Genomic DNA, 16,140 nt, shown 5'->3' with positions numbered 1-16,140 from the left:
GGTGCCAAGCATCCGCCACCATTCAGGAAGATCGCAATGAACAGTTTCTGGTCTGGAATTGGGTTACGCCTTGCCGCGACCGGATTGTTCGGGGTCATGAACCTGTTTGTCCGGTTGGCATCCTTTGAGGCCCCGACAGGTCAGATCGTTTTCTGGCGGAGCAGTGTCGCGCTGATCCCGATTGTGGCTTACCTGATGTGGCGCAATCAGTTTCCCAGGGCGCTTAAGACCAAACGCCCGTTTGGACATCTGAAACGCAGCACTTATGGCTGCGTTTCGATGTTTCTGGCCTTTGTGTCGCTGGCATACCTTCCGCTGGCGCTGGCCACTGCACTTGGCTTCCTTGCCCCGCTTATTCTGATCCCGGTTGCGATCATCACGCTGCGTGAAAATCCGGGATGGCTTGTGATCAGTGCAACCATCGGCGGCTTTGCCGGAGTGTTCCTGATGCTGTGGCCAATGTTGTCGACCCCGCGGCTGGATCACAACACCCTGATCGGGATCGGGGCTGGTGTGGCCTTTGCTGTCACCACGGCCTTTGCCAAGGTACAGATCAAGTCGCTGACCACGACGGAACCGTCCGGCACGATTGCCTTTTACTTTGCCGTGATCTGTTCGATCGGCGGGCTTTTGACCATCCCGTTTGGCTGGGCCCCGCTTTCGACAAGCAACATTGTCTTCCTGATTGGCGCCGGGCTGACCGGTGGGCTTGCCCATATCGCCATGACCGAGGCATTGGCACGTGCCCCGGCATCGACCCTGTCGGCCTTTGAATATACCGCCATGATTTGGGCGATCATTCTCGATCTTGTCGTGTTTGGCGTCTTGCCGGCACCGATCAGCCTGATGGGCGGGGTCTTCATCGTGATGGCCGCGGCCCTGGTGATGTTTAACGACCAGATCGTTGCAGCCGTTGCCCGCAAATTCAAAAGAACGACCGAGGCATCAACCGAACCGGCCAACTCACCGGCCGAATAACCCGGCGATTACGCCACTTTGGTTTCCTGAAGCTTTGTCAGGGCATGAAGCGCAAGATTGGTCGGCGTTGCAATACCAAGCTCCGCCCCCTTGCGAACGATATACCCATTGAGGAAATCAATCTCGCTTGCTTTGCCACGCGCCAGATCCTGTGCGGTTGAGGAAAACTGACCGGGCATGGTTTCGGCGATCTTTTCAATCGCCCCCCAAACATCACCCGGCACCGTCACCCCACATCCCTTGGCAACGGCCAGACATTCATCCACCGCATTGCGCATTACATCCCAGACACCGACACCTTGCACGACCTCACCGTAAGGGCGCTGTGTAATCGCTGAAAGCGCGTTATAGGCACAGTTCAAAATCATCTTCGCCCACAGGGCGCCCTCGGCATTGTCGGAAACCTCAACCGGAATTTTGGCAGGCACCAGTGTATCGACGACTGTCTGACTTTGCCCAGATGGCCCGATGACAAGTTCGCCCCGGCCGTGATGTTTGACGTGGCCCGGTCCGCCCATACTGGTCGCCACATAGACCACGACCGGAATAACTGGTTGACCAAGAACACCGCCAAGCCTTTCGGCGTTATCCACACCGTTTTGCAGGCTCAGCACGATTGTGCTTGGCGAAATGAAGGGCTTGATCTGTTCGCCGGCCTCAATGGTGTCAGTGGATTTGACGCAAAACAGGATCATATCCGCACCAGCAACACCGGCGGCATCGGTATTCCCCGTGACGGTGACATATTCCTGCGAGGATCCGAAATCGAGCAGCAAACCATCGCGGTTCATGGCCTCGACATGGTTCGGGCGCCCGATCAGGGTGACGTCATGACCAGCACGGGCAAGCATCGCACCGTAATAACACCCAACTGCCCCGGCACCCATAACCGCGATTTTCATCTTCCGTCTTGCTCCTGATCCTGACTTTGCGTTCGATGCGTCAAACAGGTACCCGTTGGTGCCGCTTGACTTTCCTGCGTTCTCGTCCAATCCTGATCAAATCAGAGGAACGTTCAAGCCCTTATAACAAGGGGCCGCGCAAAAGAACCATAATAGACAATCATAAGCGACGCGCTGGCCACCAATATCAGGTAGGCGATCTTGAACAATTCCTCTTATTCCCTAAATCGTCGTCGTTTCCTAACCGGACTTGGCGTCATCGGTGCAGGATCACTTGCATCTGCATCCCTATTTGGATCTGTTCGAACGGCACTGGCATCGGGCATGATCGGCAAGAACAAGGAAGATGTCCTTCTGGTCATTGATGTCCAGAACTGCTTCCTGCCCGGCGGAACCTTACCCGTCAGTGACGGCGACCAGATCATTCCGTTGATCAACAAGCTTGGTCAGCAGTTCGAAAATGTCATTTTCACCCAAGACTGGCACACGCCGGGTCATGCGTCCTTTGCGTCCAGCCACGAGGGCAAGGCCCCGTTTGAGACCATCGAGCTTGATTACGGCACACAGGTTCTGTGGCCCGATCACTGCGTTCAGGGATCAGACGATGCCAAACTTGCCGCAGGCCTTGATATCCCGCATGCGCAACTGATCATTCGCAAGGGCTATCACAGCGAAGTCGACAGCTATTCCACCTTTGTCGAGGCTGATGGTGAAACCAAAACGGGCCTGACCGGCTATATGCAGGAACGCGGGCTTAAGAACGTTTATGTGTGCGGTCTGGCCACCGATTTTTGTGTGAGCTGGTCGGCACAGGATGCGCGCAAGGCTGAGCTGAATGTCTCCGTGATCGAGGATGCCTGTCGAGCGATTGACCTGAACGGATCGCTTGAGGCGGCATGGAGTGCCATGGAGGCCGCAGGCGTATCACGCATGCAGTCATCCGACATTCTGTCATCCTAAGCAGACATACAAAAAGCCCTCCGGATTTGTATCATTCGGAGGGCTTTATTCTTGTCGCCCAAAACGGGATCAGTTGTTCTTGACCACCGACACATGACCTGCGGTCCAGCCGCCCGGCCAGACTTCGGCTTCGCCATTGCGCAGGGTGCGAACCAGACCAATCGGTACGTCCTTGGCAATCAGAACTTCGCCATCTGCACCATCATCAAACGTCGGTTCGGTCTCGGCAAAGCGGCCGGTATGTCCTAGTTGCGGTTCGCACGGGGTATAGACCGAACAGCCGGAATAGTTGGTCGGGTTGTTGGTGGTGTTGACCGCAGCACCCGTCGTGCCGCAGGCTGCAACCACGGTCATCAGTTCAACCGCACGCGCCTTTGCACAGCCAAACACCCGGTGATAGCCCGATGGTGTCATGGTCATGGATGGCACGAGCAACAAATCAATATCAAGCGGTGCCAGCAGGCAGGACAAGGCCGGCATTTCAATATCGAGACAGATCAGCACGGCAACATTCAGCCCACGCCATTTGATGACATTAAAAGCCTTGCCCGGTGTCAGGTTCCAGTTTTCCGGTTCCTGTTCGCCCGGCGTCAGGGAAAGCTTGTCCTGAATGATGGCATCGCCTTCGGGGGTGAAAATCATTGCGCTGTTGGTTTGCCCGGCTGACGGATTTTCGGAATCAATGTGCCAGGGCATGCTGCCAGCAACCAGAAGCATGTCATGCTTTTTGGCAAGCTCGGCACCATATTTGCAGGCCTCGGGCGCGAGGTCGGCCATCCAGGCGATTTCCTGACCGGTTTGCAAACCATCGGGCTTAAAGGCCAGCCATTGTTCGCTGGCATATTCCGGCAGGACAAAGATCTTTGCCCCCTGCTTTGCCGCCTCGGCCATCTGGGCATCTACGTGATTGGCCCACCCCGCCAAGTCTTTAACGGGTCGACCAAGGTTTGTCGCCCAAAGGGCCAGGGTTACATATTCGGGGAAGGATGCTGGAGACGTCATGATCAGCGTTCCTGATATTCAGAGGGGCGTTTAGCTAAAATCGGCGTGATCCGGCCATCAAATGACAGCCGGATCAGATAAATCGGGAATGGAACCAGACTTAGTTTTTAAGTTTGGTCCAGACACGGTTACGAAGATCGCGCGCCTTGACAGAGCAGTTCTGCGACGCGATCAAAAGGTCTGCGTATTCTTCTGGCATGTTCACGGCCGGATCAGAATTCAGCGCAGGATCCATGAATTCGCCAGTCCCCTTGATCGAGTTCATGTAACCGGCATAGTTCGAGGCCTCTGCCGCGTTTTCAGGCTGCATCATCCAGTTAATGAAGGTCTTGGCGTTTTCAAGGTTCGGTGCACCCGCCGGAATGACGAAGTGATCGGCCCAATAGGTCAGGCCTTCCTTCGGATAGACAAACACAGCTTCGGGGATGCTTTCCTTGGTCCGGTGGGCGGCACCGTTCCACTGCATGTGCATCTGAACTTCGCGGGCCGACATACGGTCGATGGTCCCCTCAGAGCTGTAAACAGCAATGTAGGGTTTCTGTTTTGTCAGAACATCAAGAACCTTCTGGGCCTCTGCCGGGTCCTCGGTGCATTTTTCAACACCGGCATAGTAAGACGCTGCATTGAACATTTCGACTTCGTCGTTCAACGCGCCAATCTTGCCGCGGAATTCTTCACGCGGTTCGAAGAATTCTTTCCAGCTGTTTTCAAGTTCGCCATCAATTGCCGCCGCATCATAGGTAAAGCCGGTGGTCCCCCAGAGGTATGTCACGGAGTATTCGCGCTCCGGATCGTATTTCATGGTGTCGTGCGGCTTGGCAACGTTGCCAAAGTTTTCAAGGCTCTTGGCATCGAACTTGGTTGCCAGACCTTCCTTGATCATCACGTCAACCATGTAGTCGGATGCGACAGCAATGTCATAGCCCGACGCACCGGCCTGAAGCTTTGCCAGCATGGTTTCGTTGGAATCATACACATCAAGGGTCACCTTGATGCCGGTTTCTGCTTCGAACTTTTCCATCAGTTCCGGCGGAAAATAGTTCGACCAGTTATAGAAAAACAGTTCGCCATCCGCCTTTGCCGAACCGACCGACAACAAGGCGACCGCGGATGCTCCCAGAAGCACAGAACGTAGTTTCATCGTGAGACTCCCAAATAAGGACGGTGGGTTGTTTTGTTATTCGGATGGCCGGCCCGTCCGGGAACCGGCAATCCCGTTTTGAATTTCAGAGATCAGTATCGAATACGATCAATCAGGAACGAGATGCTGACAAACAAGATTGAGACAATCAGCATCATCGCAGAGACAGCATTGACCTCGGGCGTGATCCCGATCCGGATCATCCCGAAAATATAGATCGGCAAGGTTGTCGCCCCTGCACCGCCAACGAAGTAGGAAATGACAAAGTCATCAAGCGAGATGATGAAGGACAACATCGCGCCCGACAAAATCCCCGGCCACAGCAACGGCAGGGTCACGCGCCGAAACGCCTTCCATTCATTGGCATACAAATCATTTGCCGCCTCGACCAATGCCGGGTCCATGCCCTCCAACCGCGCGCGGATCGGCAGATAGGCAAACGGAATGCAGAACACTGTATGGGCAATGATCACGGTCAGAAGCCCAAGCTTGATCCCCAATGCGACAAAGAACAGAAGGGTCGCAATCGCGGTCACGATTTCGGGTACGAGCAACGGCAGAACCAGCATGGCTGAAACACCTGCCTCGCCCTTGAACCGGCCACGTGACATGCCCATCGCGGCAAGGGTGGCGGCAATGGTGGCCAGCACGGTTGCCGAAACCGCAATAACGATGGAGTTCTGGGCCGCACGCAGCATGTCATCGTTGGAAAGGGCTGTGACATACCAATCCATGGTAAAGCCGGTCCAGATCGTCGCCAGACGGTTTTCGTTAAACGACAGCGCGATCAGAACGACAATCGGCAAATACAGATAGGCAAAGAAAAACATTGCCGTCGAGGTGATCCCGCGAAAACGCCACAGCGGGTTGGAAGCATCGACTTTCATCGGCTTTCCTCCGGCAATGATTTGAACTTGAACGAATAGACCATCATCGAGATCAGAACGAGCGCCAGAAGCACAAAGCCAAGCCCGGCCCCAAGCGGCCAGTTACGTGCGGCACCAAACTGGCTGCCGATCAGGTTGGCAATCATCATGAACTTGCCACCGCCGAGAAGTTCCGGCGTCACATAAGCGCCAAGACATGGAATGAAGACCAGAATGCAGCCCGCGGCAATGCCCGGTGCCGCAAGTGGCAGGATCACCCGGCTCATCGCGCGGCGCTTGTCCGCGCCCAGATCGAAGGCCGCCTCGACCAGTCGATGATCAAGTTTTTCAAGGCTGGCATAGATCGGCAGAACCATGAACGGAAGGTAGGTATAAGTCAGACCGATGGAAACCGCGTACGGCGTGTAAAGAACATCAAGCCCGCCGGTTTCAATCCCCATCCAGTTCAGCGCCCCATCAATCAGGCCACCGTTGCGCAGCAACAGCATCCACGCATAGTTCCGCACCAGAATGTTGGTCCAGAACGGAATGGTCACCAGAAAGATCAGGAAGTTCCTACGGCTTTGGGGTTGGGTTGAAATGTAAAACGCGGTCGGAAAACCCAACAAAAGGGCAAAGACCGTGGTCATCGCCGACAGGCCAAAGGAACGGGCAAAGATCTGAAGATAGTCGGTATTGACCACCAGATTGTCCATCAGATCGCGTTCAAAGATGAAACTGATATACGCATCCATCGAGAATACGCCCCAGTTAACCCCGCCATAATCGCCGCGTTCCAACATCGAAACATAGGCCATCTGCAACAGCGGCACGGCCATGAAGAAGCCGATATAGACCACCGCGGGCGCGACCAGCCAAAATCGTTTGGATCGTATGATATTGCCCATGATCAATCCGCCAGTACCCGAATGGAGTCAGGGGACATGGTGATTCCAACACGTTCGCCTTGGGCGAAATCGGCCTTCGCACCCGACCCATTTTGCATCCGGACTGTCAACAGGGCGTCATTACCCAGATCAATCTGATAGGTCGTATCCGTGCCAAAATAGATGACGGTCGAAACAGTCCCGACAAGCTGATTGGCCCCGGCCTGGTTTTCAGCAACCAGTCCAAGACGTTCCGGACGAACCGAAACCGTGACCTCGCCACTGCGTTGACTGGAAACATCCTGTGTCAGTTCAATCACCTGACCACCGCCGAGCTTTACGGCACGTTTGCCAGCACCATCATCGACAAGATTGCCAACAAGGAAATTACTGTCACCGATAAAGTCGGCAACAAAGCGATGGGTCGGGGCTTCATATATTTCACGGGGCGCACCGATCTGAAGAATTTCGCCCGATTTCATAACCGCAATGCGGTCTGACATCGCCAATGCTTCTTCCTGATCATGGGTGACAAAAACAAAGGTGATCCCGGTCTCTGTCTGCAGGCGTTTGAGTTCGACCTGCATTTCCTTGCGCAATTTCAGATCAAGTGCCGACAGCGGCTCATCAAGCAACAAAACCTTTGGCGCCGGGGCCAATGCACGCGCCAGTGCAATACGTTGTTGCTGGCCACCGGAAAGCTGGCTTGGCACGCGGTCGCCATATTGGGCGAGCCGCACAAGTTCAAGCATCTCTTCGGCGCGATCATCGGCCTGTTTGCGCGCCACACCCTGCATTTCAAGGCCGAACGTGATGTTCTGCCGGACCGTCAGATGCGGGAAAAGTGCATAGGATTGAAACACCGTGTTGATTGGCCGCTTGTAAGGCGGAAGGTCATTCAGCGCCTTTCCTTCGAGCAAAATTTGCCCCGAAGTCGCCTGTTCAAACCCGCCGATCAGACGCAGCAAAGTCGTTTTGCCACAGCCCGAAGGACCCAACATGGTGAAAAATTCATTCTGAAAGATATCGACAGATACGTCGTCCAGTGCCGTGACTTTATCGGCACCCGACCCAAATGTTTTTCCAACAGACTTTGCCGAAATGACTACTTCTGACATGCACTTCCCCGAATTTGTATTTTGTAAAATGATATAAAATCTACAGAGACTTGCAATCCGGTGGTCGAGAAAGCGTCGATATTTACAGAAGTTCCGCAATATCCGCCTTAAAATGGCATCCAAACTGGTTCTGATTGCGTCATATAGACACTTTACAAAATAATGTGCAGCGCACTATTCCCGCAAAACGAGGGCATCTGGGACAGAAAGACAATCAGAGGACACCAAACTCGCGGAAATGGCCATCAGATCAGACAATGCCGGCGTCACGCAGCTTGGCAATCTGGTCGTCGCTAAGGTCAGCCACTTTGCGCAAGATTTCATCGCTGTGTTGTCCCAGCATCGGCGGGGCTTTTTCATCCGTGATCGGTGTTTTGGAAAACTTGATCGGGTTGGCAACTGTCGGGACAGTTCCGGCAGTCGGATGATCAAGCTGCTTGACCATACCGCGATGCTTGACCTGCGGGTTATCAAACACACGATCAAGGGTATTGATCGGGCCGCAGGGTACATTGGCCTTTTCAAGCGCATCAATCCATTCGTCGGTGGTTTTGGTAACCATTGCCTGACGGATTAGCGGCACCAGTTCAGCGCGATTGGCCACACGGTTGCGGTTGGTGGCATAACGTTCATCAAGCGGCAAGGCATCCAGCCCCGCAACCGCGCAGAAGCTTTTGAACTGGCTGTCATTGCCAACCGCCAGGATCAGATAGCCATCCGCCGTCGGAAAGGCTTCATAAGGCACGATATTGGGATGCGCATTGCCAAGACGACCCGGTGCATTGCCGGTCGCAAGATAGTTCATCGCCTGATTGGCAAGAACGGCGGTCTGCACATCCAAAAGGGCGAGGTCGATATATTGCCCCTCGCCAGTTACATCACGGTGACGCAAGGCGGCCAGAATGCCAATCGTTGCGTAAAGCCCTGTAAAGATATCGGCAACCGCAACACCAACCTTCATCGGCTGCCCACCCGGGGCACTATCGGGCGCACCGGTGATGCTCATCAACCCGCCCATGCCCTGGATCATGAAGTCATAGCCGGGGCGATCCTTATAGGGGCCATCCTGACCAAAGCCCGTGATAGAGCAATAGACGAGTTTCGGGTTCACCTTCGATAGGGTCGCATAATCAAGGCCGTATTTGGCAAGCCCGCCGACCTTGAAGTTTTCCAGAACCACGTCACTTTCGGCCGCAAGATTGCGCACGATCTCTTGGCCTTCGGGCTTGGTGATATCGATGGTGAGCGACTTCTTGCCACGGTTCGCCGTCAGGTAATAGGCCGCCTCGGTGGTGTCTTTGCCATTGGCATCCTTGGCAAAGGGCGGCCCCCAGCCACGGGTATCATCACCGGCACCGGGACGTTCGATCTTGATGACTTCGGCCCCCATGTCAGCAAGGGTCTGGCTGGCCCACGGCCCGGCCAGTACGCGCGAAAGGTCAAGAACACGAAGCCCGGAAAGTGCGCCAGTCATCTGAATATCCCGAAATATCGACTTTGAAAAAGGCAGCTGGGAAAAAGCAGCTGGAATCAAATCGGGCGACAACATTTCTGCCGCCGCCCGATCAAGCTTTTGGGATCAAGCCTCTGCGGTGAAGGCCTGAATTCCGGTCTGCGCCCGCCCAAGGATCAGGGCGTGAACATCATGGGTACCTTCGTAGGTATTGACCGCTTCAAGGTTCATCGCATGACGAATGACATGGTATTCATCGGCGATACCGTTACCGCCATGCATGTCGCGGGCAACACGGGCAATATCAAGCGCCTTGCCACAGTTGTTACGCTTCATCAGCGAAATGGCTTCTGGTGCGCCCTTGCCTTCGTCAAGCAGACGGCCAACCTGAAGCGCGCCCTGCAGGCCAAGGGTGATTTCGGTCTGCATGTTGGCCAGTTTCAGCTGGATCAGCTGGTTGGCCGCAAGCGGACGACCGAACTGTTTACGATCCATGGTGTATTGACGTGCGGCGTGCCAGCAGAATTCAGCAGCCCCCATCGCACCCCATGCAATGCCGTAACGCGCCTTGTTCAGGCAACCGAACGGGCCACCAAGGCCCTTGGCATTCGGCAGCATGTTTTCTTCCGGCACGAAAACATTGTCCATGACGATTTCGCCGGTGATCGACGCACGCAGCGAAAACTTGCCTTCGATCTTCGGTGCCGACAGACCCTTCATATCCTTTTCAAGGATGAAGCCGCGAATGACGCCTTCGTCATCCTTGGCCCAGACGACAAATACGTCTGCGATCGGGCTGTTGGTGATCCACATTTTGGCACCCGACAGGGTAAAGCCGCCGTCGGCCTTGCGTGCACGGGTTTTCATGCCACCCGGATCGGAACCGTGATCCGGCTCGGTCAGGCCAAAGCAGCCAACCCATTCACCGGTTGCCAGTTTCGGAAGGTATTTTTTGCGCTGTTCTTCGCTGCCATAAGCATAAATCGGATGCATCACGAGCGAGCTCTGCACCGACATTGCCGAGCGATAACCGGAGTCAACGCGTTCGACTTCGCGGGCCACCAGACCATAGGCAACATGGTTAACACCCGGCCCGCCGTATTCCTCGGGGATGGTCGGGCCAAGCAGGCCAAGTTCACCCATCTCGGTCATGATTTCGCGATGGAAAATCTCATGACGGTTGGCTTCCAGAACGCGGGTCTGGAGGTTTTCCTGACAATATGCACGGGCCGCATCGCGGATCATGCGTTCGTCTTCGCTCAACTGCTCTTCAAGCAGGAGCGGATCTTCCCAATGAAACGGTGCGCGGCTTGCCATCCACATGGTCCTTTATGAATTTTTCTACAGAAAGCAGGGGCAGCGCCATAGAAGGGCGAGATGACGCTACCCCTGAAAAGCTTAGTTGCTTATGGGTTAAAGCTAGGAACTCACCAGCCAACTTGCAAATGATAAAAGTGATGCAGATTATGCAAAAAACTCATAAACTATCCTGAATTGATCACATCAGGATATCGTCTTGGCCCGTCGCATTCCCAGCCTGAAGGCACTGAGTTGCTTTGAACAGACTGCCCGGTTTGGCAGCGCATCGCGCGCCGCAGAGGAACTTTATCTGACGCAAAGTGCTGTCAGTCGCCAAATACAGGGCCTTGAAACCTGGCTTGGCTGCAAGCTTTTTGCCCGTGAAAAGCAACGATTGGTCTTAACGCCAGAAGGCGAAAGTTATCTGCAATCCATCCGGCCGGCCCTTGATCAGCTTGAAAGTGCGACCTTGACCCTTTTGTCGGGCGGATCGGAAAGCGGGGTTTTGACGGTTGCCGCGCCGCCGACATTCGGTTCGCGCTGCCTTATTCCATTATTGCCTCACTTCCGGGCCAGATATCCCGACATTGCGATCAATTTCATTTCGCGGATCGGAATGCCCGATTTTGATCGTGAACAGATTGATATCGCGGTTCTGTTCGGCGAAGGCAAATGGTCCGAACTTGATGCCCACATCCTGCATGGCGAGGAAATGGTCCCGATTTGCAGCCCGCAACTGGTTGCCAATCTGGGACGCGCGCCACAGCCAGAAGACTTGCGAAACTTCCCGTTGCTGCACATCGCCACCCGCCCGCGCGGCTGGGCCGACTGGCTTGCGGCAAGCGGGCTTCGTGATATTGATGGTGAAAACGGACCGAAGTTTGAGCATTTCACCATGGCGATGCAGGCTGCAGTTGCCGGATTGGGCGTGGCGTTGTTGCCGACCTTTGCGATCACCGATGAGCTGGCAACCGGCCGGATTATCGCCCCGTTCGGCCAACCCAAGGCCAGTCCGTTTCACTATTACGCCTGCTGCCCGAAAAGTCGCGCGCGGCTTCCCAAGATCCGGGCTTTTATGAACTGGCTTGATCAACTTGATACGGTAAAGAACCTTGCCCGTGAAATTGCCATGCAGGGCAAACTGGCTTGATCAGCTTGCCTTCTGATCGGCTGATAGCGCACGCAGTGCATTCATCCCGCGGCGGCGCAGCACGTCCGCATCTTCCGGACCATCGACAATCTCAAGCAAGCGCACCGTGGCCATCAAGTTTCGCTGCGCGTTCGGAACTTCTTCGGGTGTTAGACGGCGCATGCTGTCCACACCGGCGCGGCCGATCTGATTGAGCTTTTTCTTTAGCTCCACCACCGCTTTGGCAGCCGAACTCTGGGCGGCAAGCACATCGGAAATGCGGGCGGTTTCGGCAATTGCCTCGGCCGATTTTTCAGCGGCCAGGACTTTCTCGTCATCGAATTCCTGCGAGAAGATCGGACGGGCAAGTGCACCACGCCCCGATCCCGGACCTTGAGCCGCTTCAAGTTTTGGCAAGGCATCGATCACGCGTTCCGGCGTTGCGCCAAACATCGTATCGGCCAGCGCGCGCGATACCCGACGACGGGTTTCAAGCAGCTTTTCACCCCAACGGCCATCCTTGCGGATTTTAAACTCGCGCGTGATGCGGACAAATTCCGAAGCATACCAGCGGGCCAGTGACAGGATGTGGGCTTCGTCCTTGCCGGTGCCGACACCTTGTTCAATCTCGGTTACTGTCTCGGCCAACAGATCAATGATCAGATCACCGGTTTCAGCAAGGTTGGTTTTCTCGATCGTGCGGTCATCAGACTTGGTCGACAGCACACGGATCAGCTTGAACAACTCGCTCGGTCGCAAAAGGCGCGCCAAAACCGCGAGCAGGAACATCGGCTCAAGCCCGGGCTTATCCTTTGAGATCGACATGAACAGGTCACGCAACCATTTCACATCGCTTGCATCAAGCACCCTGATCGGTGCGGACGGGAAGCGTTCACGCAACTGCGCAATTTCGTCGCCAACCCGCAAGATCTTACCGACTTCGGCAAAGGCCGTCAGGTGAATGCGCGAGCCAAGCCGGGTTGCCAATGCGCGTTCCTGCTTCACGCCGGTATGAGAATTTTCAAGTTGATCTTCAATCGTCTGCGCCCCGATCTGCCAAAGCTTACGCTCTGCGATGGCGAGTTTTGCAGTGTCGCGGGTCGCAGCAGCCCTGTCGATGTCCTTCATCGCCTGTTGAAACTCAGGACCGCCAGATTCCACCACAACATTCCAGATTGGCATCAGTGATGACCGGCTGATCCGGATGCTTTTGTCATTCGGCTCGCCAGAGGTCAGCAGATCTTCAAACGGATCGCAGAACTGACGCATCGGCGTCGGATAGCGTTCCGGTTTGAGCGATGCCAGACGCGGACGCAGGATTTGAAGAATGGCTTCATGGGGCAATGGCAATTTTGGATCGGCACGATCGCTTTCGATCGCGCGCGTGAAGCGGGCAATTTCGTTACTGCTGAGCGATTCAAACAGTTTGCCAAGTTGCGAAACGCCAAGCTTTCCGGCGTCTTCAATCTTCATGCCGACTGTCTCCTGAAGCGTTCGAGACGATCCATCATATCGGCGTCAATTTCACCACTGCCCAGCTTACGCAATTCACCAGCCCAAAGCATCTGATTAACCCGTACATCAGCCCAGAACTGCTGTTCGGACTGCTCAATCTCTGAAAGCGGCAAGACCGGTGCAAAACTTGCTACTTCCTCGACGGTTTCGCGCTGTTTTGCGCGATCCGTCAGAGACCGCCTATCCCAGACATCAATCAGTTCCTGCCAACCATCAAGCAGCCACCAGAGATACTCAATCGTTTCGCCGATGGCCTTTTTGGCAGTTTCCCAATCCGTCAGAACCTTGCCAAGTTCGCTGTTCCAGCTATCAACTTCCTCGATGCGCTTCAAGGCATGATTACTTGTCGAACGGGTCGCGCTGACAATACGTCCGGCCATAAAGCGGAAGTCGGACTGTTCGGAATTTGACCATTCCTCGATATCCTGGGCGAACTTCTTAAGCCCGTTGGCCAGAACACGAAGCTGGCCCTGACATCCCTCAAGGTCGAGACCGACCGGGGCGATCATCTTGCTCCATTCGCCAAGGCTATCAATGATGGTATCGTTTGCGACCTTGTGCTCGGATGCAAAGCGGTTCAGCGCCCGGCGAGCGCGAATTTGACCTTCGGTGGTCATCAGTTCTTCGCGCTTCATGTCCTTGACAGCATCACCACCAAGTTGGCGTAGGGCCTGATGGAGAACCGCCATCTGCCCAAGTTCGCGTGATGCTTTTTCCGTCCAGTTGCGCCGGATGCAGGTGCGCGCCAGTTCCACTCCACCAACGCCCGTGCTGCCGACGTCGCGGCTATGCTCCAGAACCGTCTGCGGACGGACATCCTCCAACTCGATAAGGCGGTCGTAAAGCATGCGATCATGAACCGAAAGATCGAACACTTCGCGCAATGTATCGAGCGGCAATTCATAGGTACCAAGCCCACCAGACAGACCGGGCAACATGATCATTTTCCGTCCGGCCTTGCCAATCGAAACGCGCGCGTAACGCAGGGTCTTGGTCGTAAAGGGAGTCCTGACGCCGCGCGAAGCAAATGTTTGCGGCAAGCACGCCAAAGGATCGTCCGGCACCTCATGCGGTTCAGGAGACTTGTGGCTGACGGAATTTACGATCTTCTGTTTATTCATTCTTGGCTTTGGCTAAGCGGTATCGGCGCTAATGTCTGATGGTCACCCTGACGCCCCTTTAAGGGCAGGATTCCCGGCGTAAGAAAGCAGTACGTAATGAACATTTTGTCATTTTGGCCAGAAATTCTCGGGACAACCCAGACTATCCCGACAAGGTGGTAATTACATTAACAACCTTACCCGAAATTACCACCATCAACTGGCGGCGCCAAATTGCCATTTTTCACCGAATGTCAGCAAGTCCTTATAGTGTCTCTTGCGCTTTTTCCCACGTTTTCACATACGCCTTCCATTCCGCACCGTCCGGAATGGATTCATCAACCGTCAGGAATGCCCGACTGTCGATCATGACGGCTACTTCTTCGGTTTCCACCGGCGCCTTGACCATCTTTGTCTGATAGGCGCTTGGATGCGGTCCGTGCGGGAAACCGCTTGGATGGAATGTTGCCATTCCGGCCTTTATTTCGCCGCGACTGAAGAACTCGCCTCGGTGATAAAAGATGAACTCATCTGCATCTTCGTTCGAATGATAGAACGGCACGCGCATGATACCGGACTCGCCCTCTCCCACCTTGGGGATGAAGGTGCTGATTGCAAAGGTATCCGTGACAAAGGTGCACGACGCTGCGGGCGGCGTTCTCTGGCCATCAGACCGATGTTTTGCAAGGTCGCGCCAATTCAGCTTCACCACACAAAGATCGCCTTCCCAACCAACCGCGTCCAGCGGATTGAACGGATAGGTCAGGGTCGAAACCTGCCCGCGGCGCTTGATGTGAATTTCCCAGAAGGCATCGTCTTGCTGGGCAATGAAGGCATCATCAATTCTGGGCAAGGTAAACAGCATCGGATTAATCGCGCTTGGCCCGCCCTGCGATGCATCTTGCAGCTTGAAAGCAGATGCCGTTGCCTCGATCATCATGAATTCTGAAAGTTCAGATGGCTCAATCCGCCAGGCGGTGCCGCGCGGCAACAGGATATAGTCCCCGTCGCAATAGGGTAGATGGCCGTAATCGCAAATCAGCGCCCCGGACCCGTTGTGAACAAAGATCAGCGTATCGCCATCCGCGTTACGGGCAAGCGCATGCATTTTGCTTTCAGTTTTCCAGTAACGTACTTCCATATGATCATTGTGAAGCACTCGACGGGCCTGCAATGGACAGGCCGGGCCTGGTGAAAGCTTGCCAAGGGAAAACGCGCGTGGTCGTAAAGGACCTTCAAATGTCGCCCAGCCGGCCGGCGGGTGACGATGATAAATTTGCGCTGACGGCCCCTCGAAACCGGCACGCCCGACTTCGCGTTGATATGTTTTTTGGTCGCCTTGCCCATCAGAGCGCGCGACACATTGACCTTCGCTGTTTGGAAGCCTGATCCAGTTCGTCATGTGATCCTCCCAGATCGGTTTTATCGGGAGCCAAACGGAGTGGATCGCAACCAAGCCCCCTTTCTACCGATATGAGAAAGAAGTGGTTGTTTTTCAATGGTGGATAGAGCCAAATACCAAAGGTATTGGCGCGCATTCCCACGATGACGGGAACGAGATTTTCTATGTGCTTGAGGGCACAATGAGCTTTCTGATCGGTGAAGGTTGGCAGGAAGCAGGAAAAGGCAGCTTTATATACGTCCCCGCCGGTATTCAGCACGATTTCGAAAACCGCAGCACAGAAAAGGCGGACGCGCTGAATATCTTTGCGCCAGGCGCCTTTGAAGAAAATATGCCCAAGATCGTTGAATGGTTCAAAGAAAACCCGCCAACGGATGCGGTCTGAGCT

General features: G+C 54.8%; 15 protein-coding genes. 4 read left to right on the top strand and 11 right to left on the bottom strand.

Translation table 11 applies throughout. From position 1 onward, the window contains the following. Positions 1-36 precede the first annotated feature (36 nt). Positions 37-978, top strand: coding sequence for a DMT family transporter (locus tag AC5Q5A_RS03790; RefSeq protein WP_493894384.1), 942 nt, complete (start codon positions 37-39; stop codon positions 976-978). A gap of 8 nt (positions 979-986) precedes the next feature. On the opposite strand, the gene AC5Q5A_RS03785 is transcribed toward AC5Q5A_RS03790, so the two are convergent. Then, positions 987-1,880, bottom strand: coding sequence for a ketopantoate reductase family protein (locus AC5Q5A_RS03785; protein WP_493894383.1), 894 nt, complete (start codon positions 1,878-1,880; stop codon positions 987-989). Between the two features lie 201 nt (positions 1,881-2,081). Here AC5Q5A_RS03785 and AC5Q5A_RS03780 point away from each other — a divergent pair, with 201 nt between their 5' ends. Continuing rightward, complete coding sequence (locus AC5Q5A_RS03780; protein WP_493894382.1) at positions 2,082-2,840, top strand: nicotinamidase; 759 nt, start codon at positions 2,082-2,084, stop codon at positions 2,838-2,840. Positions 2,841-2,909: 69 nt separating this feature from the next. Here AC5Q5A_RS03780 and AC5Q5A_RS03775 read toward each other — a convergent pair whose 3' ends face one another. The 7 genes from AC5Q5A_RS03775 to AC5Q5A_RS03745 all read right to left on the bottom strand — a co-directional run bounded on the left by AC5Q5A_RS03775 (position 2,910) and on the right by AC5Q5A_RS03745 (position 10,624). Beyond that, a complete protein-coding gene (locus AC5Q5A_RS03775) occupies positions 2,910-3,842 on the bottom strand; it encodes a nitrilase-related carbon-nitrogen hydrolase (RefSeq protein ID WP_493894381.1) in 933 nt (310 codons plus the stop codon). 100 nt (positions 3,843-3,942) lie between these two features. Beyond that, positions 3,943-4,983, bottom strand: a complete 1,041-nt coding sequence (locus AC5Q5A_RS03770; protein WP_493894380.1) for an extracellular solute-binding protein — start codon at positions 4,981-4,983, stop codon at positions 3,943-3,945. Positions 4,984-5,075: 92 nt separating this feature from the next. Then, positions 5,076-5,870 carry an ABC transporter permease gene (locus AC5Q5A_RS03765; protein WP_063088623.1) on the bottom strand — a complete coding sequence of 265 codons (795 nt, stop codon included), beginning with the start codon at positions 5,868-5,870 and terminating at the stop codon, positions 5,076-5,078. Further along, a complete protein-coding gene (locus AC5Q5A_RS03760; protein WP_064779788.1) occupies positions 5,867-6,757 on the bottom strand; it encodes an ABC transporter permease in 891 nt (296 codons plus the stop codon). The genes AC5Q5A_RS03765 and AC5Q5A_RS03760 overlap by 4 nt, the downstream gene beginning before the upstream one ends. A 2-nt stretch (positions 6,758-6,759) precedes the next feature. Next, a complete protein-coding gene (locus AC5Q5A_RS03755; protein WP_296988396.1) occupies positions 6,760-7,854 on the bottom strand; it encodes an ABC transporter ATP-binding protein in 1,095 nt (364 codons plus the stop codon). A 250-nt stretch (positions 7,855-8,104) separates the two neighbouring features. Continuing rightward, positions 8,105-9,328, bottom strand: coding sequence for a CaiB/BaiF CoA transferase family protein (locus AC5Q5A_RS03750; RefSeq protein ID WP_493894379.1), 1,224 nt, complete (start codon positions 9,326-9,328; stop codon positions 8,105-8,107). A gap of 105 nt (positions 9,329-9,433) precedes the next feature. Beyond that, on the bottom strand, positions 9,434-10,624 hold the full coding sequence (locus tag AC5Q5A_RS03745) for an acyl-CoA dehydrogenase (RefSeq protein WP_296988393.1): 1,191 nt from the start codon (positions 10,622-10,624) through the stop codon (positions 9,434-9,436). A 199-nt stretch (positions 10,625-10,823) separates the two neighbouring features. On the opposite strand from AC5Q5A_RS03745, the gene gcvA reads away from it, so the two are divergent. Continuing rightward, the gene (gene gcvA, locus AC5Q5A_RS03740) at positions 10,824-11,756 is read left to right on the top strand and encodes a transcriptional regulator GcvA (RefSeq protein WP_493894378.1); all 933 of its coding nucleotides are present in this window, start codon (positions 10,824-10,826) and stop codon (positions 11,754-11,756) included. Here the strand turns inward: gcvA and AC5Q5A_RS03735 are convergent, their stop codons facing one another. The 3 genes from AC5Q5A_RS03735 to AC5Q5A_RS03725 form a co-directional block, all read right to left on the bottom strand. Continuing rightward, positions 11,757-13,208, bottom strand: a complete 1,452-nt coding sequence (locus tag AC5Q5A_RS03735) for a hypothetical protein (RefSeq protein ID WP_493894377.1) — start codon at positions 13,206-13,208, stop codon at positions 11,757-11,759. Further along, on the bottom strand, positions 13,205-14,371 hold the full coding sequence (locus AC5Q5A_RS03730; RefSeq protein WP_493894376.1) for a hypothetical protein: 1,167 nt from the start codon (positions 14,369-14,371) through the stop codon (positions 13,205-13,207). The genes AC5Q5A_RS03735 and AC5Q5A_RS03730 overlap by 4 nt, the downstream gene beginning before the upstream one ends. Positions 14,372-14,615: 244 nt before the next feature. After that, positions 14,616-15,509, bottom strand: a complete 894-nt coding sequence (locus tag AC5Q5A_RS03725) for a homogentisate 1,2-dioxygenase (RefSeq protein WP_493894375.1) — start codon at positions 15,507-15,509, stop codon at positions 14,616-14,618. Between the two features lie 325 nt (positions 15,510-15,834). Between AC5Q5A_RS03725 and AC5Q5A_RS03720 the strand changes: the two genes are divergently transcribed. After that, positions 15,835-16,137 carry a cupin domain-containing protein gene (locus AC5Q5A_RS03720; protein WP_493894374.1) on the top strand — a complete coding sequence of 101 codons (303 nt, stop codon included), beginning with the start codon at positions 15,835-15,837 and terminating at the stop codon, positions 16,135-16,137. Positions 16,138-16,140: the final 3 nt, after the last annotated feature.

The organism is Thalassospira sp. CA1 (genome assembly GCF_059052855.1).
Note: the sequence above shows the minus strand (reverse complement) of the source record. Positions and strands in the feature narration are given on the sequence as shown.

What these genes read in the sequence shown, in the direction of transcription:
- AC5Q5A_RS03790 (WP_493894384.1), top strand. Translation starts at nt 37, where the DNA reads ATGAACAGTTTCTGGTCTGGAATTGGGTTACGCCTTGCCGCGACCGGA.
- AC5Q5A_RS03785 (WP_493894383.1), bottom strand. Translation starts at nt 1,880, where the DNA reads ATGAAAATCGCGGTTATGGGTGCCGGGGCAGTTGGGTGTTATTACGGT.
- AC5Q5A_RS03775 (WP_493894381.1), bottom strand. Translation starts at nt 3,842, where the DNA reads ATGACGTCTCCAGCATCCTTCCCCGAATATGTAACCCTGGCCCTTTGG.
- AC5Q5A_RS03770 (WP_493894380.1), bottom strand. Translation starts at nt 4,983, where the DNA reads ATGAAACTACGTTCTGTGCTTCTGGGAGCATCCGCGGTCGCCTTGTTG.
- AC5Q5A_RS03765 (WP_063088623.1), bottom strand. Translation starts at nt 5,870, where the DNA reads ATGAAAGTCGATGCTTCCAACCCGCTGTGGCGTTTTCGCGGGATCACC.
- AC5Q5A_RS03760 (WP_064779788.1), bottom strand. Translation starts at nt 6,757, where the DNA reads ATGGGCAATATCATACGATCCAAACGATTTTGGCTGGTCGCGCCCGCG.
- AC5Q5A_RS03755 (WP_296988396.1), bottom strand. Translation starts at nt 7,854, where the DNA reads ATGTCAGAAGTAGTCATTTCGGCAAAGTCTGTTGGAAAAACATTTGGG.
- AC5Q5A_RS03750 (WP_493894379.1), bottom strand. Translation starts at nt 9,328, where the DNA reads ATGACTGGCGCACTTTCCGGGCTTCGTGTTCTTGACCTTTCGCGCGTA.
- AC5Q5A_RS03745 (WP_296988393.1), bottom strand. Translation starts at nt 10,624, where the DNA reads ATGGCAAGCCGCGCACCGTTTCATTGGGAAGATCCGCTCCTGCTTGAA.
- AC5Q5A_RS03735 (WP_493894377.1), bottom strand. Translation starts at nt 13,208, where the DNA reads ATGAAGATTGAAGACGCCGGAAAGCTTGGCGTTTCGCAACTTGGCAAA.
- AC5Q5A_RS03730 (WP_493894376.1), bottom strand. Translation starts at nt 14,371, where the DNA reads ATGAATAAACAGAAGATCGTAAATTCCGTCAGCCACAAGTCTCCTGAA.